Origin of the sequence: Superficieibacter sp. BNK-5, from assembly GCF_047456055.1 — a bacterium.
In the GTDB taxonomy this organism is placed as follows: domain Bacteria; phylum Pseudomonadota; class Gammaproteobacteria; order Enterobacterales; family Enterobacteriaceae; genus Superficieibacter.
Genome location: NZ_CP179893.1, coordinates 4,282,005 through 4,306,940 on the forward strand (window position 1 = coordinate 4,282,005; position 24,936 = coordinate 4,306,940).

Here is a 24,936-nt window from a genome sequence, read left to right on the forward strand (position 1 = left end):
TTTGCCGATTTATTCTCCGAAATGCGCAGAAACAGCGCGATATCGTTCAGTTAATCGACAGTTTTCTTCTGCCGCGGGTATTTCCACAGCCAGCGTCCGCTCACCATTCGCCAGTAGAAACAGACGCCGCGCACCGCCCAGTCGAAGAACATTCCCAGCCAGACGCCGACCACGCCCATACCGAGCATGATCCCCAGTACATAGCCCGCCACCACGCGGCAGCCCCACATGCTGAGCATGGAGACCCACATTGAGAAACGCGCGTCGCGTGCGCCCTTCTGCCCCGCAGGCAGTACCCACGAGGCCGCCCAGATCGGCATAAAGGCGGCGTTCAGCCAGATAAGGATTTTAACCACTTCCTTCACGTCCTCCTCACGGGTATAGAACGCGGCCATCAACCCGGCAAAAGGCGCAGTGAACCAGGCAATAATCGTCAGGCCGATGGTCGATAGCCAGAACACGTGGCGTAACTGACGCTCGGCCTGCGCGAACTGCCCTTTCCCCAGCCGTTTACCGGTGATAATCGTTGATGCCGATCCCAGGGCGTTACCGGGCAGGTTGATTAGCGAAGCGATAGAGAACGCAATAAAGTTACCTGCGATGACGTCGGTCCCCATGCCGGCGACGAACATCTGGGTCAGCAGTTTCCCGCCGTTAAACAGTACCGACTCGATGCTGGCCGGAATACCGATCCCCAGCACTTCCCACAAAATGCTGAAATTCAGCGGCGCGAAGTAGCTTTTCAGGGAAATACGCAGCGCCGGGTTAAAACCGATCATCAGCACGACGATAATCGCTACCGCGCCGATATAGCGCGCAATGGTCAGCCCCAGCCCGGCGCCGACGAAGCCCAGCCCGTCCCAGGAAAAAACGCCGTAGATCAGCGCGCTGCTGATGATAATATTCAGAATGTTCATCCCGCCGTTAATCAGCAACGGGATTTTAGTATTGCCCGCCCCGCGCAGCGCACCGCTGCCAATCAGGGTGATCGCCGCCGCCGGATAGCTCAGCGCGGTCAATTCCAGATAGGTCAACGCAAGTTCTTTCACCTGCGGCGTGGCTTCTCCGGCGACAAAATCAATAATCTGGCTACCAAAGGCGTGGATCAATACCGTCAGCGCGATGGCAAACAGCGTCATAATCACCAGCGACTGCCGCGCCGCTGCCCTCGCCCGGCTGGGATCGAGTTTACCAAGGCTGAAGGCCACCACCACCGTCGTACCCAGATCGACTGCGGTAAAAAAAGCCATGATGACCATATTGAAACTGTCGGCCAGCCCCACGCCCGCCATCGCCTCTTTGCCCAGCCAGCTCACCAGGAACGTGCTGAGTACGCCCATCAACAGGACACAGGTATTCTCCAGAAAGATGGGAATGGCAAGCGGGGTGATCTCACGCCAGAAGAGAACCCGGTAACTTTTTCGTTTCGCGTACCAGGGCGTGCGAGTGACGGCCCGGCGCAGAGAAGCAGTAACGTCCAAAATTGACCTTAACAAAGAATGTTGAAACTACATTTCAAATGATGGGAGAGAAAGGCAAAACCTGCAAAGTATTTTCCCACAAAAATTTGTCGGCAAATACAACAGATTGTTGCAAAAAGAGCCACTTGAACAACAAGGTCTGGATTGGGATTTGACAAAAGTTTTTACGCCGCTAAGATAAGCCTCCAACCGATTCCTCTGTAGTTCAGTCGGTAGAACGGCGGACTGTTAATCCGTATGTCACTGGTTCGAGTCCAGTCAGAGGAGCCAGATTTAAAGAAGCCCGCTTATTGCGGGCTTTTTGCTTTTCTGCATCCTGGCGTTAACTCAAAATAGCATCCAGCCTGGCAAGCACTTCATTTACCACAGCGTCTGGTATGCGTTCCAGTCGCTTGCCGTTCAGGGCAGTCATATCAATATTTCTGGGCTGGTCGCAGCGAATAACGCCAATCGTTTTTGTCCCTGCCCCTTCCAGTGAAACGGTGAAACCTGCCGTGCGAGCAAAGTTTCCGCCGCTGGTGATGGGAACAATAACGGGTAGCCGGGTCAGCTTGTTAAACGATGCCTTCGATACGATGAGTACCGGACGTTTTCCGCTTTGCTCGTGACCGGCAATCGGATCCAGTGAAACGAGCCAGATTTCCCCTCTGTCCATTTACAGGATCTCCTTGCCCACCGCAGGCGCATCAATCCATTCCCGATCTTCCTCGCTCATTTCAGCGTGCGGATCGCACTGCGCCAGCAGTTCTTCAAGCGAATAATGCGGACGTTTCTGGGGTTCAATAATCAGGCAGCCATTATCAATGTTCATGCCCACTTCGCTGTCCGTCGACAGCCCCAGCGTTTTCAGCACGGCGGGAGGAACCGCCAGCATGACGGATCCGCCGACCTTTTTCAGGCGAGTTGTATACATAGAGCACCTCCGGATATTATATTTTAATATAACATCTGCGGCAGGCGATGCACAATTATTCATCAGATTCATTATGATTTCCTTAGCGCAATAATGCGTGAAGAAAGTCTCAATCCGTTGAAGAACAGATGAAGCCATCCAGGTTGCACAACGAGTTTTAACATGCTTACAAATGTCAGGATCGGCCAGAGCCACGTCACTCATCCAGCGCACTCGCCGTGGTCAAACGTGCCTCATGGCGTCATAACGATGCGACCAAGCGGTTTCGCGGTCTCGGCGAATTCGTGGGCCGCGGCTGCGTTGGCCAGGGGGAAAATGCGATCGATGACAACCCTGATGCGCCCCGTAGCTACAGCCTGCAACATATCGTCCACACTTGCCCGAACGCCGGGCCTTTCAAAAAGGGGTCCCATGAATACCCCCATAAGCGTCTGGTTAGACTGCATTGGCGCCCACAGGTCCACAGTCAGACTGCCACCGCCCGCATTACCGACGAAGACGAGACGTCCTTCCGGAGCGAGTGCAGAAAGCGAAACAGGCAACGTCGTCCCCACAGGATCGATGACGAGGTCAACACCGGTGCCATGGGTGAACTGTTGAACACTGTCCACGATGTTATTCGCGGCCCGATCCACGACATGGTCGGCACCAAGTTCAAGCAGCCGACTTCTTCGCTGCGTTCCGCTTGCCACAGCGATGACCGTCGCGCCGGCTTGTGAGGCAAGCTGAACGGCCGCGAGACCCACGCCGCCAGCTGCCGCCTGAATAAGGACGGTTTCTCCTTGCCGGAGCATGCCCCGGGTAAAAAGGCAATGATGCGCGGTTCCAAAAGAAATCGGTAACACCGCCGCTTCTGCCGCATCGACCCGATCAGGTATAAGCCAGGTTCGCTCTGCGGGTACCGTCCAACGTTCCGCATGCGATCCCTGCATGTGAAAAGCAGCAACTCTGTCCCCAACCTTACGGCTACGGACGTTCGATCCGACGGCAACAACCGTGCCTGCAGCCGCGTAGCCGACGACCCATAAAGGACGAGGCGGCGGCGTTGAACGGCGGTTGATCAGATCGCCCCCTTCAATCGAGATAGCCTCGACAGAAATCAGGACGTCGTCAGGTCCTAGGACCGGATCAGGGATATCGACATATTTCAGGACGTCGGGAGCGCCCTCCACGTCATAAGCCGCTGCTTTCATACATTTTCCTCAGTCTCATCAGTACATTCAGAGCAGCCTCCCGATCCGGCACGTAGCACGCAAGGAATCTCGCGGGGCTGAAAAACCTGTTGAACCTCTCGCTGGAATTCACGTCATTGCCGCAACGCCTGACCAGTGAGTTCAAACGACAAACAGTTATTGACTCATTCGTATCCACATTATTCAGTAACGTGGCCCGGCCGAAGATTATACTGCGATCGCGTTCACGCTTTGCATAAATGTTTCCCACTGCTGCTGGAGCTTCGCCACGTGTGAAGAGGCAATATCCTTAAAAAAGTCCGTCTCATTGCCTGCGCCAATCCCCTGCCGTAATCCTGTAAACCAGACCGAACTGTCAGTGGTATTGTTGGTCAGCGACAGCATATCGCGCCGTTCATTTTGCGTTTCATGCTGACCCGCATTGAGCTGCATCAACTGCTCGCTGAGGCTCTTTTCTCCCGCCGTATCACCGTATTGTTTTGCAATCGCCAGCGAACGGCTGGTCATATCTTTAACGATATCATCCTGATCGTCAGTTTTTTTAGTAAGGTAATTATTGATTTCAGCAACACTCGCGGCCTGATGCTCAGTCGGCACAAATTTCTGCACCAGAAAGGTTAGTTTTGCCTGCGTGAGCGAAAGATCCATGGAAAGGGTCGTGGAGTTGCCTGAACCACCTGGTGTCTGTAATGCTTCGGAAATCAGTCCGCCCATATCAAGCGAAGACAGAGAAGACTGTGAGAGCATGCCGGAAAAGTAAGTATCAATGTCGTTTACGATAGCGTTGGTTTTACTTTGATTCAGTTCGATAATGCTATTTCTGGCCTGCAACATCTCCTTTTCGCTTTTGTCTATTGCTTCCTGACTCAACTGTGGATTGGCAGGCGTTTCTCCCGCGCGCATCCGTTCGATCTTTTCCTGCGAGAGAGTAATAGTTGTGGGCAGGTTGACCGGTTTTTTAAACACATCGTTCTGAGTCTGACTACGATCCGTTACGCTCACGCTGCTCATACAAATTCCTTAAGTTGTTTAAAAAATGATGTTGGGATTATCGGAAAAGCGGGAAAGAAACTTTAGCGGTGATTGAGGGGCGTAATCGGCTTCAATACCAGAAATGTACTCTTTTTAGCAGGTTGCGGCACAAATCGTTGTGTAGTTAAATATATAGCGAAATGAAAGCTACATGAGGATCTTAATGAATCTTTATATGTTTTATATCGGCGGAAATGCCGGGAGATCGAATATTGAAGTGCATGACATTCAGTTTGTCGCTGCCAGTGAGCCAAAAGAGGCCTGGCCTGCGCTTCGCGAGGCATGGTTTGGTGACAGCGATAAAATCCATATTGACGGCTACAGTCGCATTACGTGGGCCGACGGATATTCTGTTACGCTCTCGACTGAAGCACCTCACTCTGCAGAACGGTTATTTTTCGTGAATGCAGGAGGCTACAGGCCGGACACCCTGGCGGAGCTACATGAGTTTGACCTGTTTGTCGCTGAAAATGCGCAGCATGCTAAAAAGAAAGCGATGCAAACGCTACTCTGTGGCGTCAATCATCAACATAAGGATAATTTAAAAGACGTTGACGATTGCCTGTTACTTGAGAAGGTAGGTGATTTATTTATTCACCTGACTCCCTGTGATTCAGGACATCGCGATAAACCTGAATGGCAAGGCTATCAACCGATAGGTGTCTGACGTTGCAGAGACGGGTTCATCAATCCTGGTTCGAGAATGCTAAAGCCCGCGCCTTCAGCGGGCTTTAGTATCACATTTCCCTACCCAATCTCTACCACCCCCTCTGCCGTTCTTAACCACCGCGGCGCGCGCATTTCCGCTGAGAAGTAGCTGAGCAAGTCAAACAGCAGCCAGCTAAGGTATTTCTCCGTCTCTGACGAAAAACCCGTCCCGGCCAGCGTTTGCGTCAGCGCCAGGCAGTAGTTGCACAGTTCAGTACATTCGGGGGTAAAACGGGGGACATCCTCCGGCGGCACATTCACCGTCAGGCTTTCAACAAGATGTTCCGGGACAGGTTCGAGCAGGGTGGGCTGTAATAACATCAGGCTGGCGTTGATTCTGCCGCACAGCGCCATTTTCAGGGTGGGATCGTTGCTTTCAATCAGCGTTCCGGCAAAGTTTGCGCAGTGTTCGGCCAGTACGGTGAAATCCGTGGCAGCGTTAAAGGGAACAGTAAGTAACGGGTGTGTTTGAGTGGGGATCGTAGCCATAAAGGCAGCCTCCTGTAACGAGTTTAAAACCCACCACCAGAGGTTCCAATCTCATGGTGGTAGACTGGACGGGGTTGGAACTACCGGCGTTACAGGCAACCGGCGCACCTTGCGGTGCCCCCGCCCAGCCCACCATTGAGGTATAGCCAGGCGCACGACATAAAAAAAGACGCGGGCGCGTCATATGTCGCCTGTAACATTATTCAGGGTTCCAATCCCGGCACCTGATTTTGCAGGTGCCGGAAAAGGATACTGCGATTGATAAAGGGCGGCAAGCGCGTTTCTGGAAGACGGCTCGCAAAATCATCACGCCGTCTTTATTTGATTAATCTCTACCCTTTCCACCCCATCGCAGGTGCCACGTGTTTTAGTATCGACTCAATCACATGCACGTTGTATTCCACCCCAAGCTGATTCGGCACGGTCAGCAGCAGGGTATCCGCTTCGGCAATCGCTTCATCCTGTTTTAACTGCGCAATCAGCTTGTCCGGCTCGGCGGCGTAGCTGCGGCCAAAGATGGCGCGGGTCTGATCGTCAATAAAGCCAACTTTATCGCTGTCATCGCCGCTGGCACCGAAATATGCCCGATCGCGGTCGTTCATCAGCGCAAAGATGCTGCGGCTGACCGAGACGCGCGGCGCGCGCATATGCCCCGCTTCCGCCCAGGCGGCGCGGTAGGCGCGGATCTGTTTAGCCTGCTGAATATGGAACGGCTCGCCGGTTTCATCATTCTTTAACGTGGAGCTTTGCAGATGCATGCCCAGCTTCGCCGCCCAGACCGCCGTCGCATCGGACGAGGCTCCCCACCAGATGCGCTCGCGCAGTCCCTCAGAATAGGGTTCCGGGCGCAGCAGCCCCGGCGGGTTGGGGAACATCGGCTGCGGGTTGGGTTTGGCGAAGCCTTCGCCGCGCAGCACGTCAAGCAGCACCTCGGTGTGCTGACGCGCCATATCGGCGTCGTTCTGCCCCTCAGCAGGCTGATAGCCGAAGTAACGCCAGCCATCAATCACCTGCTCCGGTGAACCACGGCTGATGCCGAGTTGCAGGCGGCCACCAGCAATGAGATCCGCCGCGCTGGCGCTTTCGGCCATATACAGCGGGTTCTCATAACGCATGTCGATCACCCCGGTGCCAATCTCAATGCGCCGGGTTTTTGCGCCGATGGCGGCCAGCAAAGGAAACGGAGAGGCAAGCTGGCGGGCAAAGTGGTGTACGCGAAAATACGCGCCGTCAGCGCCCAGTTCTTCAGCGGCAACCGCTAAATCGATGGACTGCAGCAGCGCATCGGCGGCGGAACGCGTTGCCGAGTGCGGCGACGGGGTCCAGTGACCAAACGACAAAAAGCCGATCTTTTTCATGACGTAGATATCCTGTTCAGGGAAACCGTGGGCAGGCCAGCCGCCAGTAACAATCGCTGGCGGCCTGCCTCGCATAATCCCTACTCTACGCGTTATGTAATAACAATAAATACCGTTTGTTTAACATAAAACTTCAAATTAATTGACCAACTGATTTTAAGCGTGTGCGGCGTATCGCTGGTATTTATCACCTTTCCGCCCCCTCCCGCCGCGGGATCAGTCGCCCGCTTTCATGTTCAAACAGGCTGACTTTTTCCACCTGCGGCGTGAACCACAACCGATCGCCCGTCCGCTGCTGAATACGCTCCCGGAAGACGGCGATGGCTTTCTCACCGCCGAGTGAAAGCTGCACCTGGGTTTCCGATCCCATCGGTTCGACCAGCTCAACGGTCGCCGCAAAATCGGTCGGCATGGCAGAATACTGGAAATGTTCAGGCCGGATGCCAAAAGTCACCGGGGTGCCGACGGCAAGGTGTTGATAGTGATCGGGCAGCGGCAGATGCTGCCTGGAGCGGCTAATGAAGATCCTCTCGCTTCCCCTTTCGCCAATCTCGCCGGACAGCAGGTTCATCGACGGCGAACCAATAAAGGTCGCGACAAAGGTATTGGCCGGGAAGTCATACAGTTCCAGCGGCGTGCCGGTTTGCTCAATGCGGCCATTCTGTAAGACAACGATTTTATCCGCCATCGTCATTGCCTCAACCTGATCGTGAGTGACATAGAGAATGGTGGTTTTCAGCCGCTGATGCAGCGATTTCAGCTCGGCGCGCATCGCGACGCGTAGCCTGGCGTCAAGGTTAGACAGCGGCTCGTCAAACAGAAAAACCTGCGGGTTACGCACCAGCGAGCGGCCCATCGCCACGCGCTGACGCTGGCCGCCGGAAAGCTGGCGCGGGTAGCGTTTGAGCAACGGCGTTAGCCCGAGGATCTCCGCCGCTTCGTTGACCTTTTGCTCTTTTTCCGCCTTTTTCGCCCCGCTCAGCGTCATGGAAAATGCCATGTTCTCCGCTACTGTCATATGCGGGTAAAGGGCGTAGTTCTGGAAGACCATTGAAATATCGCGCTGTTTCGGCGGCAAGTCGTTAACCACCCGGCCACCGATGGCAATGTCGCCTGCGGTGATGCTTTCCAGCCCGGCCACCATACGCAGCAGCGTTGATTTACCGCAGCCGGAGGGACCGACCAGCACGGTAAACTCTCCATCTGCGATATCCACCGAAATGTCATGCAGGACGTGATGCACGCCATAACTCTTTTTTACGTTATCGATCGTTACGCTGGCCATAGTCTGTTCCCATCGTGATCTGGTTTCGACGACGCCCTACAGCGCCGTCACCTCAACGGCGTCGGCTGACAGCGCGCCCTGATGGATCAGCAGGCCAATGCCGCCGTCATGCAGCGCCATTTCGCTGTCATCCGTCGCGTCCAGCGTGACGTCATCAATACGCGCACTTAACTGGTTGCCACTGACGCGCAACGTAACCCGGTACGGTTTCTCATACGTGAAGGCGAGCGGCGACTCGGCGAGGATCTGCGTCTGCCCGTCGCGAACGCGGATCAGCTGTGCCGTCCCTTCGCGGGTCACACGCGCGGCGTAATAGCGTCGTAAGCCCTGAACCCGCGCGGCCACGCCGCCGTAATTGCCCAGATGTAGCACCACGTCACTGGCGACCTGATAGTCGGTCCACTGCCGGGTGCCGTGGATGATGATGCCCTCGTCACGCTCCTGTGAGATGCGGAAACTGGCGGGGAAATGGCGGGAGAAGAAGCTGACGCCGTTTACCCAGGCACGCCGCCAGAAGTCGCATTCGGGGCCGGGTCGGCTTAAGCGCAGTTCAGGTGCCCCTTCCCAGCTCAGGTAGTCGAGCAGCACCCGTCCGGTGGCCTGTTTTCCTTGCGCCTCCAGCGTCAGGCCAATCTCACCGATTGGCTGGCCGTCGCAGCCGGGTAAACGCCAGCACACCGTCTGGCTCTCCCCCGGAGCCAGAGTAACCGGTTCACCATAACGGGAGGTAAACCGATCCTGCGTGTCATAAACCCGACAGCACAGCGCCGCGGTTACGCTGCCTTTATTCTCTGTATCCGCGTAAAGGCGCGCTTCCACCCACTGCCCCGGATAGAGTAACGGGGTCGCCATCAGTTCATAGGTGCGCATATTCAGCACCTCGCGCGGCGTAAAGGTGGGCGTAGTGACGCCTGCCCGTTGTCCGCGGCCCAGCGCGTGATAGACCAGGCTCAGCATCCGCGTGCCGTTATACTCCACGTTATCGAGGGTGAGCGGCGCATGGTCATATCCTGCCAGCGGCTGAAATCCCTGACGGCTGCCCGGCTGCGAGAAGTGAAAATGCGCGCCCTCTTTCGCCGCGGGCGCGGGCGGCTGACCGGCCAGCTGGCGTCCGAGATCCACCAGATAGTCGCTAATACGTACCGCATCGTTGATGGAAAAACCGCCGTCCGCCGACGAAATCAGCATCCGATCTGCCAGCGGACCGCGCCAGTCAGGGCCGCCGTCGATCCCCTCCAGACCGAGCATGATCCCCAGCAGGCAGCCAACGTTACCCGCGTTACAGTCGGTGTCCCAGCCAGAGGTGTTGACAATGGTCATGGCGAGGTGAAAGTCATCCGGTGCGTAAAGTAGCGTCATGATCATCAGCGCATGGTTCGGCATAACATGACAGTTACCGGGATATTTATCGTAGCCGTAGTGATCTTCTATCTGCTGGCGGGTGGTTTCCCATTGCGGGTTTTCCGCATGCCAGCGGCGAATATCGGCAATCAGCCGGGCGATCTGGCAATCCGCAGGTATCGTCGCCAGGCCGGTATCAAGCAGATGGTTGATATCGCGGGAAACAAAGGCTTCGGCCTCCATCGCCGCCCACAGCATCGCGGCATACACCGATTCGCCATCGTGGCTGACGCTGCCCGCCTCGCGGGCGAGTTTCGCTGCAAGCGCGGGCTGGCCAGGGGCCACCAGCGCCCAGCCGTCAATAAAGATCTGCGCGCCGATCTGCTCGGCCACCGCAGTGCCGTTGGTGGCGATGGCGCCGCTTAACGGCGCGGGGATACCGTTTTTCAGGTTCAGCCACGCCGTATGTTCAGTGGAATTACCGTTCCCGCCCCACCATAAAATAGCGCGCTGTTCGACGATGTAGTTAAGCCAGGCCTCGCCGATATGCTCTGCGCTGAGGTCAGGTGAAATGCCATAATCTTCCAGCGCACGGATAAAGGTAAACGTGCCCGCCACATCGTCGTCGGTGACCACCAGCGGCTGATTCAACTGTTCATGAACATAATAATTGATCGGCCCCAGCTCCTGCATGATGCGCTGATAGGTCCAGCCTTCAAAGGGACGCCCCAGATAGACGCCAATCAGCTTGCCCAGCACGCCCGCATAAACACGCTCAGAATAATTCTCAGGAATTGCCACGGTTAATACCTCTGTTTGTTAATGGCGATCAGCCTTTTACCGAGCCGCCCGCCATGCCTTCAATAAAGCGGCGCTGTAACGCCACGAACAGCACCACTACCGGCAGGACAATAATTAACGCCGCCGCCATAATTTCGCCCCAGTCCGAGCTGTACTGCCCGCTCAGCAGGAAAAAGGAGATCACGGCAGTAGTGTTTTCCTGGTCCTGAAGGAAGGTGGTGGCAATCAAAAATTCATTCCACGAATAAAGCCCGATGATTAATGCCACCGTGAGGATGCCCGGCGAGACCATCGGCAGCATTACCCGGCGGAATACCTGCCAGTGGGTTGCGCCATCCACCAGCGCGGCCTCTTCCAGTTCTTTGGGGATGGCGAGGAAATAGGTGCGCAGCAGCATGATGGCAAACGGGCTGTAGATGGCGGTGTAGATCAGCGCGACGGCGAAGACGTTGTTAATCAGATCCAGCCGGGCAAAGACAAAGTACAGCGGAAATAAAAATAGCTGGATGGGCGCAGTAGTGGTTGCCATCAGATAGCCGCTTACCAGCCGCCACGATTTGATTTTCCGTCGCGACAGCACATAGGCCGCGGCGGAACAGGTGGTGCACACCAGAATAATGGTGGTCGCCGACAGCAGAATCGAGTTGAGAAACGTGCGGCCGAAGCGGGCATCTTCCCAGGCGCGGGTAAAGTTATCCCAGCGCAGCGTCTCAGGCAGCGAGAGCGGACTTTGGGTAATTTCAGGCGTGCTTTTAAACGCGTTCAGCACCAGCAGCGCAATCGGAAACAGCGCCGTGAACGCACCTATTGCCAGCAAAATGTAGGTCAGTGTCAGCGTGGTCCGGCTTTCGATCAGTCTCATGATTCATCTTCCTTTGATTGCAGGCGGATATAGAAGAAGGTGGCGACCAGACCGAAGACGCCAATCACCAGCGCCGCGGCGGCAGCTTGTCCGACGTTAAGATCGTAAAAGGCTTTGCGATAGGCCAGCGTCGAAAGCACCTCGCTGGAAAATGCCGGACCGCCCTGAGTGAGGATGTAGACAAAATCAAACACCAGGAACGACCAGATCACGGTCATCACCATCATCAGCGTGATGGTTGGTCGGATACCCGGCAGTAAGACATAGCGCATCATCTGCCAGAAGCTGGCACCTTCAATCCGCGCCGCCTCAATCTGCTCCTGCGGCACCTGGCGCAGCGCGGCGAAAAAGATCACGCAGAGGAATCCCCACCAGTGCCATAAATCGACGGTCGCCACGCCGTACAACGCCTGCGTTGGCAGCGAAAGCGGGTTGCTGACGGAGAGACCAAACCGGTCCAGCAGACCGAATACGCCGGTGACGGGGCTGTAAATCATTGATTGCCACACCCGCGCGGTAATAGCGGTGGCAATGACCATCGGCAGGAAATAGATCACCTGAAACAGGGTTCGCCCGCGCGGGGCCAGGAGCAGCATGGTGGCGGCAAACAACCCCATCGCAATGGGAATAGTGAGGAAGATCAGCGTCCAGATAATATTGTTTTTCAGCGCCGACCAGAACACGCCGTCATTAAACAGCGCAACGAAATTCCCCAGCCCGATAAACTGCGGCGTGGAGATGCCGTCCCACTGGCAAAATGCCAGCGCGATGGTCAATAGCGCGGGTATCAGAATAATGACGACGTTAATCAGTAACGTCGGAACCAGATACAGTCTGTGCATATCAATCGCCCTTGCGCGGCCATTTACCGGCGTAAATGGCCTGACTTAATAAAAGATCACTGACGGGAAGGAATGGTCGGCACTTTGCCGTCCTTTTTCTCCTGCTGATACGTCGCATCCAGGGTGGTGAGGAAGTCCTTAACGCTCATCTGCCCTAACCAGACCTGCTCAATGGCGTTGACCAGATAGCTGTCGGTCGCCGGTGGCAGGAAGGTCCAGGAGGTATAGCCGTAATGGTTCTGCGCCACGGCACCGGCCAGGTTTTTCATCGTTTCGGTGTACAGCGGCAACACTTTTGCGTCGAGCTGTACATGACTGAGATCTTTCAGCGGCGTATTCCATTCCCCCTGCCAGACCGAGTTGATTTTGCTGTAGAAGTTTTCGCTAAAGACGTAGTCGATGACGGCCGCCGCGCCGTCAGGATTTTTCGAGCTGGCGGCGATGGAAAAGGTGGACCCAATCCCCAGCGGATAAACCGGATAGTCTACCCCCTCGCCTGTCGGGAAAGGCGCGAAGCCCGCTTCGCTATGGCTGGCCGGGAAATAGGTAGGAATATAAGAAAAGTTCCAGGTGCCGCTCGGCGCGATTCCGGCTTTACCGCTGGCAACCTGGGCAAACGCCTGCTCCTGGGTCAGCGAAAAGTAGTTAGCGCCGAAATAGCCTTTTTGCCACCACTGTTGCAGGGTGGTAATGGCTTTCACAAACGGCTCTGCCGTCCAGGGTAATTCACCATTGAGGGCTTTATAGATATTATCCGGCCCGGCAATCGTATTCAGGGCCAGGGTGACGTAATGCTCGTTCGCCGCGCGCCAGTCGGCGTTACCCGCGGCGAAGGGGGTGATCCCTTTCGCCTTCATCGCTTCCGCCAGCGTTTCCAGTTCGGCGATATTTTTCGGCGGTTGCCAGCCCTCTTTATCAAACAGGGTCTTGTTATAAAACATGCCCATGGTTTCGTAGGTTTTGGGCAGCGCGTACAGTTTGCCTTTGTATTTGCCCATCTCAAGGAACAGCGGCAACAAACGATCGTTCCAGCCCAGCTTCGCCGCGTAACCGTCCAGCGGCAGAAGCTGTCCGGCATTGGCAATGGTCGCCACATAGCTGGGTCCGGCGGTGTAAACGATGTCCGGACCGCGGCGCGACAGCATCGCCACGCGCAGCTGTTTATCCAGCTCGGCCCCCCGGTAATCAATGTTCAGGCGGTACTCCGGGTGCGCCTCGTTGAACGGCTGGATCAGCAGTTGCTGCAACTGCTTTTTATTTTCAGGCGTGGCGGTTTCATACCACCAGCTAATGGGTGCCGCGCCCTGCGCCTGCGCCGCGACGGGCAGTACCGAATGGGCGACGAGCAGCGTCGCGGCCAGCGTCATACAGTATTTACTCATCACCGATATTCTCCTGGTAAGGTTGCCGTTAGGCGGAATCACGTTGAATCAACTGAAATGGCATTTCCTGCGCCGTGCCGACGGCGGCCAGGTTGCCGCTCAGTCGCTCGATTAATATTCGGCCCGCACTGAGGCCGATCTGATACTGAAATTGCGCCACGGTGGTCAGGGGCGGCGTCACCAGCCCGGCGGCAGAAATATCATCAAACCCGGCTACCGCAAGATCTGCCGGAATCGCAATGTGCGCCTCCCGGGCAGCGCGCATCACGCCGATAGCCATTAAATCGTTGGCGGCGAAAATCGCGCCGGGCAGCCGCGCTTCCTCAATCAGACGCTGTGTCGCCCGGTAGCCCGCCTGCTCACTAAAATCCTCCTCGATCACAATCGACGGTGGCAGGCCTGCCTCCTGCATCGCCAGCTGGTAGCCCTCAACGCGTACCGCCTCCGGCCCGCCGCTACCGGCGATCATGCCGATGGCGCGATGCCCTTTGCCAATCAGATAACGCACCATCGCCTGCGCAGCAGCGCGACTATCGATATAGATGTCGTCAATCGGCAGCTCGCCGCCGCGTTTCTTTTGCGCCTCTACCCGCACCACCGGAATACCGGCGTTCAGAAAAGGCGCGAAATCTTTCGCCCGCAGGCAAAAAAACACGCCGACGACGCCGTCCACTCTGCCCTGCGCCGACCAGTCGAGGAAATTTCGCTCCTTCTCTTCCGTGCCGTCGGTATTGGCGACGATGACGTCATAGCCGTGGCTGTCGGTGACCGACTGAATGCCGCGCATCAGCGACGAGTAAAAAGGGTTGGCGATATCCGGCACAATGCAGGCGATGGTCATCGATTTATTGGTGCGCAGCGCCTGGGCAAAGCGGTTCGGCACGTAGCCCAACTCCTGCGCGGCAGCCATAATGCGGGCCAGCGTTTCCGGCGGAATGCCTGCGCTCTCGCCGTTCAGGGTCATGGATACCGTCGCCTGCGATACCCCTGCCCGTCGCGCCACATCCCGCTGGGTAATTCGTTTGCTCATAGGCTTCACTTATACGTATTAGTGATACGTATAAATAGAATTAACACATTGATTCAGTCAATGAATTGCAGCGCAGAAAATCAACAATCTAATGAAAGAGTGAACGCGGTCACGTTTGGCTGGCGTGTTATTGCAAGGAATGCCAGGAAAAATTCGGCAGGATCACAGCGATCGCCATCCTGGCGCTAACAGGGGGATGTGGGTGATCACAGGCTGTTCAGTTGAGTGAAAGAAACACACAGCGCGGGAGAATAAGCATCGCGCCAGACAGCGCTTCTTAACTGCTATTAACTACAGCCCAGGTAACCATTTTCCCTGCCGGCAGGAAATTATTTATTTGTTGCTTTGTTAACGCGTGTGGTTAAGTGCAGGCAGGCAATGTATTACGGTATCGTTTCGCCAGCCGGAACAACAATGTCATGTTATAACCCGGGCGAAATTCACTGCATAGCGAGAGAACAGATGGATAAAAGCGAACAGATCAATAGTGTGGCAATGAATATTATTATGGACGCCGGGGATGCCCGGGCGCTTATTACGGATGCCTTATTCGCCATTGAAAAAAACCAGTTTAACGTGGCAGACGAAAAAATCATTCAGGCGCAGCAGAAAATAAAAACCGCGCACGGCAATCAAACGGATATTGTTCAAAGCGAAATCCACGGAGAACGTTTCCCTTCCTCACTCTTATTTACCCATGCTCAGGACACGCTAATGACGATTAACAGTGAGCTATTAATGAGCCGTCACCTGTTGAAAATTTTTCGCATGCTGGATAAACGCATCAGCGCGCTTGAGTAGTCGAATTCACCCTGCTACCCGACCGTAAGGCATAACAAAAAGACAGGATATTTCAATGCAACAATTTCAATACACGATCCGTGACGATCTTGGTATTCACGCCCGCCCGGCAGGATTGTTGGTTCGTTTAGCTATGCAGTATCGCTGCGAGCTACAGATTGCCAAAAGCGACACCCAGGCCAGCCTGAAAAAGATTTTCACTGTGATGGGGCTGAACGTGAAATGCGGCGATACGGTAACCATTGTCGCCAGCGGAGACGATGAACAGCAGGCTATTAATGCGTTGCACGACTTTTTTCGCCAGCACCTCTGACCTGCGCGAGGAGAAAATCATGCAGATACTTACAGGTAACGCCGTCTCGCCGGGCATCGCCCTCGCGCCGATCTGGTTTTGGCATCCGGTTCGCTTTGATGTAACGTCGCAAGCCGTTGCGGACCCCGCTCAGGAACTGACTCGGTTTGAAAAAGCCTGTCACGCCGCCTTATCACAGTTACAGATGCTGGAAGATAAGGTTCGGGCTGAAAAGGGAGACGCCATCGCGCAGCTATTCTCCGCTCACCAGCTCATGCTGGAGGATGACGATTTTCAGCAGGAAATCCGCGACGCCATTCGTCAGCAGCATGTCAATGCGGCCTGGGCTGTCGAGCGCGCTGGCGACCAGTTTGCCGCGCAAATGGCGGCGATGGAAGACGCCTACTTTCAGGCCCGGGCAGCGGACGTGCGGGATGTCGCGGGGCGGCTTATCGCCCTTCTCTGCGGCCATTCATTTACGCCGCCGCCCTTAGCCACAGGTAAAGCGATCCTGTTTGCCGAAGAAATAATGCCCAGCGATACCGTGCAGCTTGATAAGCAGCGCATCGCTGCCATTGTCACCCGTCAAGGCTCGGCCTTGTCCCATAGCGCTATTCTGGCGCGGGCGATGGGTATCCCGGCGATAATGGGCCTGGACGTCGTAGTTTTGCCTGCTGAGTGGGAGGGGCTGGACGCTCTTATTGATGGCGAAGCGGGACGCGTTTATCTGACACCTGATAACGAAACGCAGCGGCATTATCACATGAATGCGCTGTAGCCGACATTAACCTGAATAGTTACTGTGATGAAGCTCACTCATTTTCCCGACGTTTTACATCGGTAATTATTTTCACTTCAGCAGTGAAATTGCGTATTTGAGATTCATCACGTGGAATAGCAATAATAAAATTACCCTACAGACAAACACTACTATAAAGGTCCACATGCAAATGAAAAAATTAAATATCTTGTTGATCTGCGGCTCAGGGGCATCCAGCGGATTTCTTGCGGCCAATATTCGTAAAGAAGCAGCCCGCCGCGGCCTTGATTGTACGGTCGTTGCCCGCAGCGAGGCTGAACTTGAAAGCTATCTTCAGGAAATAGATTGCCTGATGGTCGGCCCCCACCTGAAATATTTGATTCCTGAACTGGAAGAAAAAGTGGCGACGATGAACATTAAGGTCATCTTGATGGAAAAATCCTATTACTCGCTGTTGGATGGCGGCCTGGCGCTCGACCATCTGTTTGCAGAATTAAATAAAGATTAAGCGGGGCTGGCCAACATGCAGAAATTTATCGACTGGATGGAAGTGCATTTCGCACCACCAATGAACAGGATCAACCGCAACGTCTGGGTACTGACCCTTAAAGACTCCATAATGCAGGTGTTACCGATGATACTGGTCGGTTCGCTGGTCACCGTATTATCGATCCTGAAAAATTTTCTCCCATGGTTTCCTAATTTGTCGACCTTATCCAGTTATACGATGGGGCTGATCTCAGTGTTTATCGCTTTTCTGATTCCATTCAATTATATGGAAAAGAAGAAAATCAATAAAATGCGCCTGATTGCCGGGATGTCAGGCATCGCTCTGTTTATGATCATTGTTAAGCTACAGGAAGTGCCCGTCCTGCAATTCAAATATTTCGGAGCTGGTGGGATGTTTGTCGCCATCATTGCCGGGATTTACGTTGCATTTGTGATGGGGATCGCCGGACGATATTCCTTTTTCAAACAAGACAGCGCCATTCCGGATTTTGTTCGCGTATGGTTTGATGCCATCATCCCTATTCTGGTAGTCACCGCCACCGGCTGGCTCGCCGTTTATATCTTTAAGCTGGACCTCTACCAGATCCTGATTAATATTTTCATGCCGATTACCGCTTTCGCGCAAACGTTGCCGGGGTTCCTGTTAATTACTTTCCTCGGCGTATTCCTTTACTCCATGGGGATCAGCGGATGGGTGCTTTTCCCGATCACTAAGCCGATTTTTCTGGCGGGTATTACGGCGAATATGGCGGCCGTAGCCGCGGGCGGTGTTGCAAAAAATATCGTTACGGCGGAAGTGCTCTATTCGGGATGGGTGGCAATTGGCGGGATCGGTGCCACGCTGCCGTTGGTGATTATGCTGGTACGCTCTAAATCTCGTCGCCTGAAAGCGCTTGGCTCCGCCTCGCTGGTGCCCGGCATCTTTAATATTAATGAACCGGTAATTTTCGGCGCAGTGGCATGGAACCCCATATTAATGGTACCGCTATGGTTACAGGGTATTATTTTGCCGTTGATTACCTATATCGTGTTGAGTATGGGTGTCGTCAACATTCCTGCCGCCGTGTTTGATATGTGGTATTGCCCGTTCCCTATTTCGACCTGGATCGTCTCACAGGACCTGAATGGCCTGATCCTGCTGGCCGTTGTCGCCACGGTGAGTACGCTGATCTGGTATCCCTTCTTCAAAATGTATGAAAAGCAGCAGGTTGCCGCAGAAGCCGCCTCTGCCTGATTTCTGTCCCTCATCTATGTGGCCTGCGGGCCACTGACAAAAAGGAGTAACTCATTTTGACCAGTAAACGTATTCCTGAAGGTTTTCCTGAGGATTTTTTATGGGGTGGCGCAGTTGCTGCTAACCAATGTGAAGGTGCCTGGCAAGAAGATGGCAAAGGCTGGTGCGTGGCGGATATTAACCTCTTCCGTAACGATGTTGCACTGGATAAAAAATATAATGAAGAAATTACAACCGGGGATATTCTGACCGCGATGCAGGATACTCAGGGCATTTATCCTAAACGCAACGCCATTGATTTTTACCATACCTATAAAGAAGACCTGAAATTATTAGCCGAAACAGGGATGAATTCATTTCGTACCTCAATTAACTGGTCGCGAATTTACCCTAACGGCGACGAACAGGTGCCTAATGAAGCCGGGCTGCGTTTTTATGACAATCTGATCGACGAAATCATCGCCAACGGTATGGAGCCAGTGATCACCCTCTCCCACTATGAGATGCCGCTGCATTTGACCACGGCCTATAGCGGCTGGTATTCGCGTGAGCTGGTTGATTTCTTTGTCCGCTATTGCGAGACGGTGTTTACCCGCTATCAGCACAAAGTGAAATACTGGATCATCGTTAATCAAATCAATCTGATCGTTCATGAATCCTTTAACCATCTCGGCATTGCGGAGGATAAAGTCGCCAACCTGGCTGAAGCGAAGTATCAAGGGGTACATAATGAGATGGTGGCCTGTGCGAAGGCGACGGCGATTGCACGACGGATTAACCCCGAGTTTCGCATCGGCATGATGTTCGCCGACGGCATAAGCTACCCTGCCACCTGCAAGCCGGAAGATGTGCTGGCGACCGTGCGCCGTAATCAGATGGAATATTTTTATGGTGACGTACTGCTGCGCGGGCGCTACCCGGGATATGCCTTCCGCTATTTCGAGGAGCATAACATTCAGCTGCAGTTCTATCCCGGCGATGAAGAGGCGCTGCATAATACCGCCGATTTTATGGCGATCTCCTACTATTACACCCGAATCAGCGACGCTGAAAGCGCCTTAAAACGCAAAACCTCGTATGCTAATCCGCATATTCAGGCCAGCGACTGGGGATGGGGTATCGATCCTGTCGGGCTGCGCACCAAGCTGAATTTGTACTGGGATCGCTATCAGGTGCCGATCATGATTGCCGAAAACGGGATTGGCGCTTTCGACAAAAAAGAGGCGAACGGCGAAGTTCAGGATGATTATCGTATTGATTACATGCGTTCGCATCTGGCGCAGGTAAAAGAAGCGGTTCGTGATGGCGTGGACGTTATCGGCTACTTCCCGTGGGGTCCTATCGATATCGTTAGTTGCTCATCCTCTGAAATGAGTAAACGTTACGGTTTTATCTACGTCGATCTGGACGATTATGGCCAGGGCAGCGGCGCCCGCAGCCGTAAGAAAAGCTACGGCTGGTATCAGCGGGTGATCGCCAGCCATGGCGAAGAACTCTGATTGTGGTGGCTAAACCTGCCCTGCTGGCTATGACTGCCGGGATCTGCTGGGGAACCTCAGGACTGGTGATGCGCTATCTCAGCGCTTATGGCTTCGATGCGGTTGAGATTGGCACAATGCGTCTGCTGATAGCGGCAGGCGTAATGTGTATGGTTGCGCTTCGTTGCCCCTGTGGCATGCGGGTCGAACTGCGGCAGTTGCCATGGCTGGCGATAATGGGTGCAGGCTGCCTGTTTTTTTACTCGCTATGCTACGTGCTGGCGGTGCAGGCAGTCTCTCTCTCCCTTACCGCTGTACTGATCTATACCTCTCCGGCAATGGTGATGCTGCTGTCGGCCATGCTTTTGCATGAGCCGCTAACGCGACATAAACTCCTTGCGCTCACGCTAACGTTTAGCGGCTGTAGTCTGGCGGCGGGGCTATTTCCCGCTGCGCTGCATTACTCCTGGCGGGGCGTTGGTTTTGCCCTGCTCGCTGCGCTACTGTATGCCCTGTATGCGGTGCTGGCGAAAATACAGACGCAGCGCGCTGACGCCTTAACCGTCACCGCCTGGAGTATGCTGTTCGGCGCCGCCGCCGCGCTGGCGATGGTAGATATTCCTCATAGTCTGAGCATCCTGCGCGCCGCGCCAGAGTCGCTGTTGTGGGTCATCGTCATCGGCCTGCTGAACACCGCTCTGCCCTATCTGCTTTATACCCGAGCGGTCGGCCAGGGTGAAGCGAGTCAGGCGGCAATGATGGCTTCGGTTGAGCCAGTGGTGGCAACGCTGTTGGGCATGGCAGTATTTCATGAGATCCCCGGCGTGTGGGCCTGCCTCGGCGCGCTGCTGGTTATCAGCGGGCTGTGGGTGATGAGCCGTAAACGTGACTCCGTGAGGGGTGCAGTAAGTCAACGCCAGGAGAAGGAAGGATAATGCAAAGTAAGCATCTGAAACTGCTGCGGCTGTTTCTCGACAGCGCTGACGCGCTTACCGCGCAGGTACTGGCGACAAACATGTCCGTCAGCGATCGCAGCGTGAAAAACTATATTGCCGAGATCAACGTCCGCGAGCCAGGGCTTATTCAGTCTTCCCATCGCGGCTATGCGATAGATAAAGCACGCGCCATGCGCGTGCTTGCCAGCCATGTGCATAATATGCCCCAGACGCCGGAGGAGCGAGTTAATTATCTGTTGACTCAGTTGCTTAATAGCCGTCAACCCGCGAGCCAACTGCCGGATCTCTATGGTCTCAGCGACATTCTGTGCGTGAGCTATGAGACGGTGAAAAAAGATCTGCTGCTGGTGCGTAAAAAGCTCAAGGATTTTAATCTGTACCTGACGGTTACCAACGATTATCTGGATATCGAAGGCCTGGAACGGGATAAGCGGCGCATGTTTTCCAGCCTGCTTTACGCCGAATTCAGCGCCAACATTCTTAGCCTGGCAGAAATTGGCCGGATTTTTCCGCAGTACGATATCGATCATTTAGTGTCTATTCTGGTCGAGTCCTGCAAGACCTGGCACTATTTTATTAATGAATATGCGCTACTCAGCCTGGTACTGGATGTGGTCATCAGTATCGACCGTATCCGTAACGATCATACTTATCATCCTGGCGGGGCCTCATACTCCATCCCGGCTGAGAGAAAATACGATGAACATGAAACCACGCTGGCACGTAAAGTCATCCATGATATTGAGCGGCATTTTGAGGTCGTTTATAACGATCTGGAAGCGGAAGCATTAACCGTCGTACTGCTGAGCAGCTTGATCAGAATCGACATGGATGAAATCCACGCCGACAATATTGAGGCGCTGGCGGGCAAACAGTGCATGGATTTGGTAGCCATCCTGCGCAAAGAGATGCAGCGCTACGATTTCATTGACGGCGACAGCAAACAGTTTCTGATCCGCTTCACCATCCATATTAAAAACCTGCTAGTACGCCTGCAACACGGACATGTGACGCGTAATCCGCTGACCGAACATATCAAAACCTCCTGTCCGCTGATTTTCGAATGCGCGGTAGCGATTTCAGAAAAAATACGTCAGGCCACAGGCTTTACGGTCGATGAACATGAAATCGCCTATATCGCGCTGCATATCGGCAGCATTCTGGGCAACCAAATCGCCGAGCAGAATAAAGTCAGCTGTGTGCTTCTGGTTCCGCACTATCACAACCATACCAACCGGCTGATTTCGCAAATTGACGGCCTGTTTGGCCAACAGCTGATTATTCGCGCCATCGTGACCTCTTACGAGGAATTTGAAAACCTGCCTGCGCCTGATTTTCTGATTTCCACCTTGCGCATCCCGCAAACCATGACCGAATGGGTCTATATCAATCCGTTCCTCACCGACCGGGATATTTCCGCGCTGCAGTATAAAATGGAGCGGGTAAGACAGAAAAAGAAACGCGCCCGGCTACTGGAGAATTTGCAGCTGATCTCCAATGAAAATCTGTTCTTTTATAATCCGCCGCTGACGGATGAAAACGAGGCGATCCCCTTTATGGCCGATGCCCTGCATCGTCACGGCTATGTCGACGCCACGTTTGTTGAGGATGTTTTCGAACGTGAACGCAGTTACTCCACCACCTTTGGCAATATCGCCGTTCCACATTCGATGAAAATGAACGCGACCAAAACCGGGCTATGCGTAGTGATTAGCGAGAAGACGTTTCCGTGGGGCAACAATATGGTCAACGTCGTGCTGCTGTTTTCCATCAATCAGGCTGAACGCGCGCTGTTTTACGATATTTTTGATAACCTGATCGTACTGCTACTGGAGCCGCCCAATCTGAAAAAGGCCAGTGAATGCCGGACGTGGCAAGAATTTGTTTCGACTATCATTGACTGTTTCTGAGCCAGGGCTGGCACAAAGAAGCGTGGCGGTGAGCGCCTGGCCCACCGCCAGTTAGTATTACTCGGCTTTCGGTTCAGCTTCGTGAACTTTCAGCTCGCCCATCACCTTTAGCTTTTTAGAAATTTCGCGGCGTTCTTTGGAGATTTCCGCATTTTTGATGATGTAGTCATCCACGCGATCTTCATAGTCGCTTTTCATGTTGGCGATAATGCCCTGAATCGCTTCTACGCTCATCCCCGGCTTGATGTAGTCGCTGAGGTTGTCGAGCAGCAGTACGCGCTTCTGGTTATCACGGATCTTTTTCTCAACGTCCTGGATTTCACGCTGCAGTTTGTTTTTACGACGGAACAAACGAACAAACTCCAGTACGTCCTGAAATGAAGGCTTGGTGGTTTCCATTGCTATACCTCTGATAATTGAGATTCGGATTCGTTAATGCGACAGCCATAGGGTAAACACTACTGAGAGCCATCGCTGAAGACAATCATTTTTACTTTGTTCTTATCATACCGCTAAATGGGGCTGAATCGAAACACCTGGCGCAAAACCGCCGCCGTTTGCAGTTTATTTGCGCAGCGCCCGGCAGATCAGATGCGATAGCAGCTCCAGTTGCCGCGCCAGTTCCATACTTAGCCACACGTAACCGTGCATCGGTGTTTCGACCAGATCATCCCCCTCATACTCTTTGATAAGCTGACGAAGCTCGGCAACAATCTCATTGAGCTTTTCGCTATTGGCGAGGATCGGCTGGGGATTGCCTTCGTACAATGCATGAGCGATGGTCAGCAACGTTTGCTGGGTCATCTGCTGGGTTTCGCGCAGAGTATGCGCGTTAAGCATGATGAAATGGCTGGCACGCGAAGCCCAGAAGGCGTTGATTTGCAACTCCAGGATACACACCAGATTGCGGTTAATGGTCTGGATGGCTTCAAAAATCGACTTCTGGATGTGGGTTTCTTTGCTGGCGGGGGTAATCAAGCCGCGCATTTTTACCACGTCATTAAGCACGTTTTGCTGGCGCTTTTCGAGACGCGGACGCTCAACCAGGTTGGGCGAAAACCCGGCCTGATAAAGCCGGTTAAACGTGGTGACATAGTTCGCCATCTGAATGCGCCAGTGTAAAAACGCCCGCTGCGGCCAGATGCCGGTAAAGAGCATTGCCAGTAGAGAACCGAAGATCACATCGCCGCTTCGCCACAGCGCGGTATGCATGTCCCCCGCCGGCGATCCCACGACCACCGCCAGAGTAATGCCGATCAGTAGCGCCTGATAAGGCCGCCTGCCGAGCGTCAACCAGGCGCATAAAAACATCGCTGCCGCACACCAGATCAGCATAATGGGTAGCGAATAGCGCTCAAGCTGGAGGGCCACCAGCCCCAGCGCCGAGCCGAGGATCGTGCCGCCGATACGCTCAAATGCGCGCGGCACCACGTTACCCCAGAACGAAATGGGTCCCATGATCACCACCAGGGTGATGAGCGGCCACGTCCCTTCCGGGATATCAAACAGTCTTACCAGTAAAAAGGTAAGAATAAACGCCAGCGCGATACGGACACCGTGCACTATCCGGTAGTGACGATACAAACGGATCTCAAAGGGACTTAAGGACTTATCAGCGCGCAAACCCGCTCTCCGACCACTCGTTCAAAAGCGCAATTGTACCGTTTTTTCCCGGCCATAAGCATCCCCTCTGTGCGAATTCCCTTTCACTCAATAAGGCGATTTTCTTATGCATCCGCGAGCGGGATATACATATCAATATCCCAGTAGCCGTCTGCATTACCGTCATTCAGGTAAATTTCAAGACAGGGACGAGGGGCAATCTGGTAATTGTCATCCTGCGACAAACTCTCAAAGAACTCACGCCACGGGGTGGCAAAATCATGATTGTCGACCCGCGCGCTGGCGATGGCGTACTGTCCGCCCTCAATCTCGGTGAGGATCACGCCTGGACTGTTTTCGCCAACGGTAAAGCCCTCTTCCACCCTCACCACCGTCGCACAACGCAATTTTTCGGCGGGCGTGTCATCCGGATTATCATAATAAATCGCCAGCCACTCCTGCGGCTGGATGTGCTGAGTATCAACCCACAGCACCAGTTGCTCAAAGCCCTGCTTAACCGTTTTCTCCCAGGGTCCGACGAGGTGAAAACCCGCGACGTGGCGCGCGTCAGCCTGTTCAATGTGATAATCCATGTTGCCTCCCGTTGGATGACGATGATGAAGCCGATGGATTGAGTATGTCTGCTGAAGGGAGGAGATGCAAAAAGCGCCCCCGA

Annotated in this window: 26 protein-coding genes and 1 tRNA gene; 10 read left to right on the forward strand and 17 right to left on the reverse strand. The window is 54.2% G+C overall.

What is annotated here, in order from left to right:
* Nucleotides 1-50 precede the first annotated feature (50 nt).
* Complete coding sequence (locus ACMGGS_RS20620; protein WP_414164165.1) at nt 51-1,496, reverse strand: EmmdR/YeeO family multidrug/toxin efflux MATE transporter; 1,446 nt, start codon at nt 1,494-1,496, stop codon at nt 51-53.
* A 179-nt stretch (nt 1,497-1,675) separates the two neighbouring features.
* Between ACMGGS_RS20620 and ACMGGS_RS20625 the strand changes: the two genes are divergently transcribed.
* Nucleotides 1,676-1,751 (forward strand) — tRNA-Asn (locus ACMGGS_RS20625).
* Nucleotides 1,752-1,803: 52 nt separating this feature from the next.
* Here the strand turns inward: ACMGGS_RS20625 and ACMGGS_RS20630 are convergent.
* The 4 genes from ACMGGS_RS20630 to ACMGGS_RS20645 form a co-directional block, all read right to left on the reverse strand.
* Nucleotides 1,804-2,136 (reverse strand): type II toxin-antitoxin system PemK/MazF family toxin, encoded by a 333-nt coding sequence (locus ACMGGS_RS20630; RefSeq protein WP_414164166.1) that lies wholly within the window; start codon nt 2,134-2,136, stop codon nt 1,804-1,806.
* Complete coding sequence (locus tag ACMGGS_RS20635; protein WP_414164167.1) at nt 2,137-2,394, reverse strand: antitoxin; 258 nt, start codon at nt 2,392-2,394, stop codon at nt 2,137-2,139.
* Nucleotides 2,395-2,627: 233 nt separating this feature from the next.
* Nucleotides 2,628-3,587: a quinone oxidoreductase family protein gene (locus ACMGGS_RS20640; protein ID WP_414164168.1), complete on the reverse strand. Its 960-nt coding sequence runs from the start codon at nt 3,585-3,587 to the stop codon at nt 2,628-2,630.
* A gap of 207 nt (nt 3,588-3,794) precedes the next feature.
* Entirely contained in the window at nt 3,795-4,598 is an 804-nt protein-coding gene (locus ACMGGS_RS20645; RefSeq protein WP_414164169.1) for a hypothetical protein, read from the reverse strand.
* Between the two features lie 184 nt (nt 4,599-4,782).
* On the opposite strand from ACMGGS_RS20645, the gene ACMGGS_RS20650 reads away from it, so the two are divergent.
* Nucleotides 4,783-5,286, forward strand: a complete 504-nt coding sequence (locus ACMGGS_RS20650; protein ID WP_414164170.1) for a DUF1543 domain-containing protein — start codon at nt 4,783-4,785, stop codon at nt 5,284-5,286.
* A gap of 80 nt (nt 5,287-5,366) precedes the next feature.
* Here ACMGGS_RS20650 and ACMGGS_RS20655 read toward each other — a convergent pair whose 3' ends face one another.
* From ACMGGS_RS20655 to ACMGGS_RS20695, 9 genes are all read right to left on the reverse strand, one after another.
* A complete protein-coding gene (locus tag ACMGGS_RS20655) occupies nt 5,367-5,816 on the reverse strand; it encodes a hypothetical protein (protein ID WP_414164171.1) in 450 nt (149 codons plus the stop codon).
* Nucleotides 5,767-6,000, reverse strand: a complete 234-nt coding sequence (locus tag ACMGGS_RS20660; protein ID WP_414164172.1) for a hypothetical protein — start codon at nt 5,998-6,000, stop codon at nt 5,767-5,769. The genes ACMGGS_RS20655 and ACMGGS_RS20660 overlap by 50 nt, the downstream gene beginning before the upstream one ends.
* Before the next feature lie 148 nt (nt 6,001-6,148).
* Nucleotides 6,149-7,174 carry an LLM class flavin-dependent oxidoreductase gene (locus tag ACMGGS_RS20665; RefSeq protein WP_414166326.1) on the reverse strand — a complete coding sequence of 342 codons (1,026 nt, stop codon included), beginning with the start codon at nt 7,172-7,174 and terminating at the stop codon, nt 6,149-6,151.
* A gap of 187 nt (nt 7,175-7,361) precedes the next feature.
* Nucleotides 7,362-8,459 (reverse strand): ABC transporter ATP-binding protein, encoded by a 1,098-nt coding sequence (locus tag ACMGGS_RS20670; protein WP_414164173.1) that lies wholly within the window; start codon nt 8,457-8,459, stop codon nt 7,362-7,364.
* Between the two features lie 36 nt (nt 8,460-8,495).
* Nucleotides 8,496-10,601: an ADP-ribosylglycohydrolase family protein gene (locus ACMGGS_RS20675; protein WP_414164174.1), complete on the reverse strand. Its 2,106-nt coding sequence runs from the start codon at nt 10,599-10,601 to the stop codon at nt 8,496-8,498.
* A gap of 28 nt (nt 10,602-10,629) precedes the next feature.
* On the reverse strand, nt 10,630-11,463 hold the full coding sequence (locus ACMGGS_RS20680) for a carbohydrate ABC transporter permease (protein WP_176919185.1): 834 nt from the start codon (nt 11,461-11,463) through the stop codon (nt 10,630-10,632).
* Entirely contained in the window at nt 11,460-12,305 is an 846-nt protein-coding gene (locus ACMGGS_RS20685) for a carbohydrate ABC transporter permease (protein WP_176919184.1), read from the reverse strand. Before ACMGGS_RS20685 ends, ACMGGS_RS20680 begins: the two co-directional genes overlap by 4 nt.
* 56 nt (nt 12,306-12,361) lie before the next feature.
* Nucleotides 12,362-13,687, reverse strand: a complete 1,326-nt coding sequence (locus ACMGGS_RS20690) for an ABC transporter substrate-binding protein (protein WP_414164175.1) — start codon at nt 13,685-13,687, stop codon at nt 12,362-12,364.
* 28 nt (nt 13,688-13,715) lie between these two features.
* Complete coding sequence (locus ACMGGS_RS20695) at nt 13,716-14,717, reverse strand: LacI family DNA-binding transcriptional regulator (protein WP_414164176.1); 1,002 nt, start codon at nt 14,715-14,717, stop codon at nt 13,716-13,718.
* A gap of 414 nt (nt 14,718-15,131) precedes the next feature.
* Between ACMGGS_RS20695 and ACMGGS_RS20700 the strand changes: the two genes are divergently transcribed.
* The 8 genes from ACMGGS_RS20700 to ACMGGS_RS20735 all read left to right on the forward strand — a co-directional run bounded on the left by ACMGGS_RS20700 (nt 15,132) and on the right by ACMGGS_RS20735 (nt 22,658).
* Nucleotides 15,132-15,518 carry a PTS lactose/cellobiose transporter subunit IIA gene (locus tag ACMGGS_RS20700; protein ID WP_414164177.1) on the forward strand — a complete coding sequence of 129 codons (387 nt, stop codon included), beginning with the start codon at nt 15,132-15,134 and terminating at the stop codon, nt 15,516-15,518.
* Nucleotides 15,519-15,573: 55 nt separating this feature from the next.
* Nucleotides 15,574-15,831 (forward strand): HPr family phosphocarrier protein, encoded by a 258-nt coding sequence (locus ACMGGS_RS20705; protein WP_414164178.1) that lies wholly within the window; start codon nt 15,574-15,576, stop codon nt 15,829-15,831.
* Nucleotides 15,832-15,850: 19 nt separating this feature from the next.
* Nucleotides 15,851-16,588: a phosphoenolpyruvate-utilizing N-terminal domain-containing protein gene (locus tag ACMGGS_RS20710; RefSeq protein ID WP_414164179.1), complete on the forward strand. Its 738-nt coding sequence runs from the start codon at nt 15,851-15,853 to the stop codon at nt 16,586-16,588.
* 172 nt (nt 16,589-16,760) lie between these two features.
* The gene (locus ACMGGS_RS20715) at nt 16,761-17,078 is read left to right on the forward strand and encodes a PTS sugar transporter subunit IIB (RefSeq protein ID WP_414164180.1); all 318 of its coding nucleotides are present in this window, start codon (nt 16,761-16,763) and stop codon (nt 17,076-17,078) included.
* Between the two features lie 15 nt (nt 17,079-17,093).
* Complete coding sequence (locus ACMGGS_RS20720; protein WP_414164181.1) at nt 17,094-18,314, forward strand: PTS sugar transporter subunit IIC; 1,221 nt, start codon at nt 17,094-17,096, stop codon at nt 18,312-18,314.
* A gap of 56 nt (nt 18,315-18,370) precedes the next feature.
* Nucleotides 18,371-19,813 carry a glycoside hydrolase family 1 protein gene (locus ACMGGS_RS20725; RefSeq protein WP_414164182.1) on the forward strand — a complete coding sequence of 481 codons (1,443 nt, stop codon included), beginning with the start codon at nt 18,371-18,373 and terminating at the stop codon, nt 19,811-19,813.
* 5 nt (nt 19,814-19,818) lie between these two features.
* Nucleotides 19,819-20,727: a DMT family transporter gene (locus ACMGGS_RS20730; protein WP_414164183.1), complete on the forward strand. Its 909-nt coding sequence runs from the start codon at nt 19,819-19,821 to the stop codon at nt 20,725-20,727.
* Nucleotides 20,727-22,658 (forward strand): BglG family transcription antiterminator, encoded by a 1,932-nt coding sequence (locus ACMGGS_RS20735; protein ID WP_414164184.1) that lies wholly within the window; start codon nt 20,727-20,729, stop codon nt 22,656-22,658. Before ACMGGS_RS20730 ends, ACMGGS_RS20735 begins: the two co-directional genes overlap by 1 nt.
* A 57-nt stretch (nt 22,659-22,715) precedes the next feature.
* On the opposite strand, the gene ACMGGS_RS20740 is transcribed toward ACMGGS_RS20735, so the two are convergent.
* The 3 genes from ACMGGS_RS20740 to sbmC form a co-directional block, all read right to left on the reverse strand.
* Nucleotides 22,716-23,057, reverse strand: a complete 342-nt coding sequence (locus ACMGGS_RS20740) for a DUF496 family protein (protein WP_103674142.1) — start codon at nt 23,055-23,057, stop codon at nt 22,716-22,718.
* Between the two features lie 165 nt (nt 23,058-23,222).
* Nucleotides 23,223-24,281: an FUSC family protein gene (locus tag ACMGGS_RS20745; RefSeq protein WP_414164185.1), complete on the reverse strand. Its 1,059-nt coding sequence runs from the start codon at nt 24,279-24,281 to the stop codon at nt 23,223-23,225.
* A gap of 104 nt (nt 24,282-24,385) precedes the next feature.
* Nucleotides 24,386-24,853 carry a DNA gyrase inhibitor SbmC gene (gene sbmC, locus ACMGGS_RS20750; RefSeq protein WP_414164186.1) on the reverse strand — a complete coding sequence of 156 codons (468 nt, stop codon included), beginning with the start codon at nt 24,851-24,853 and terminating at the stop codon, nt 24,386-24,388.
* Between the last annotated feature and the right edge of the window lie 83 nt (nt 24,854-24,936).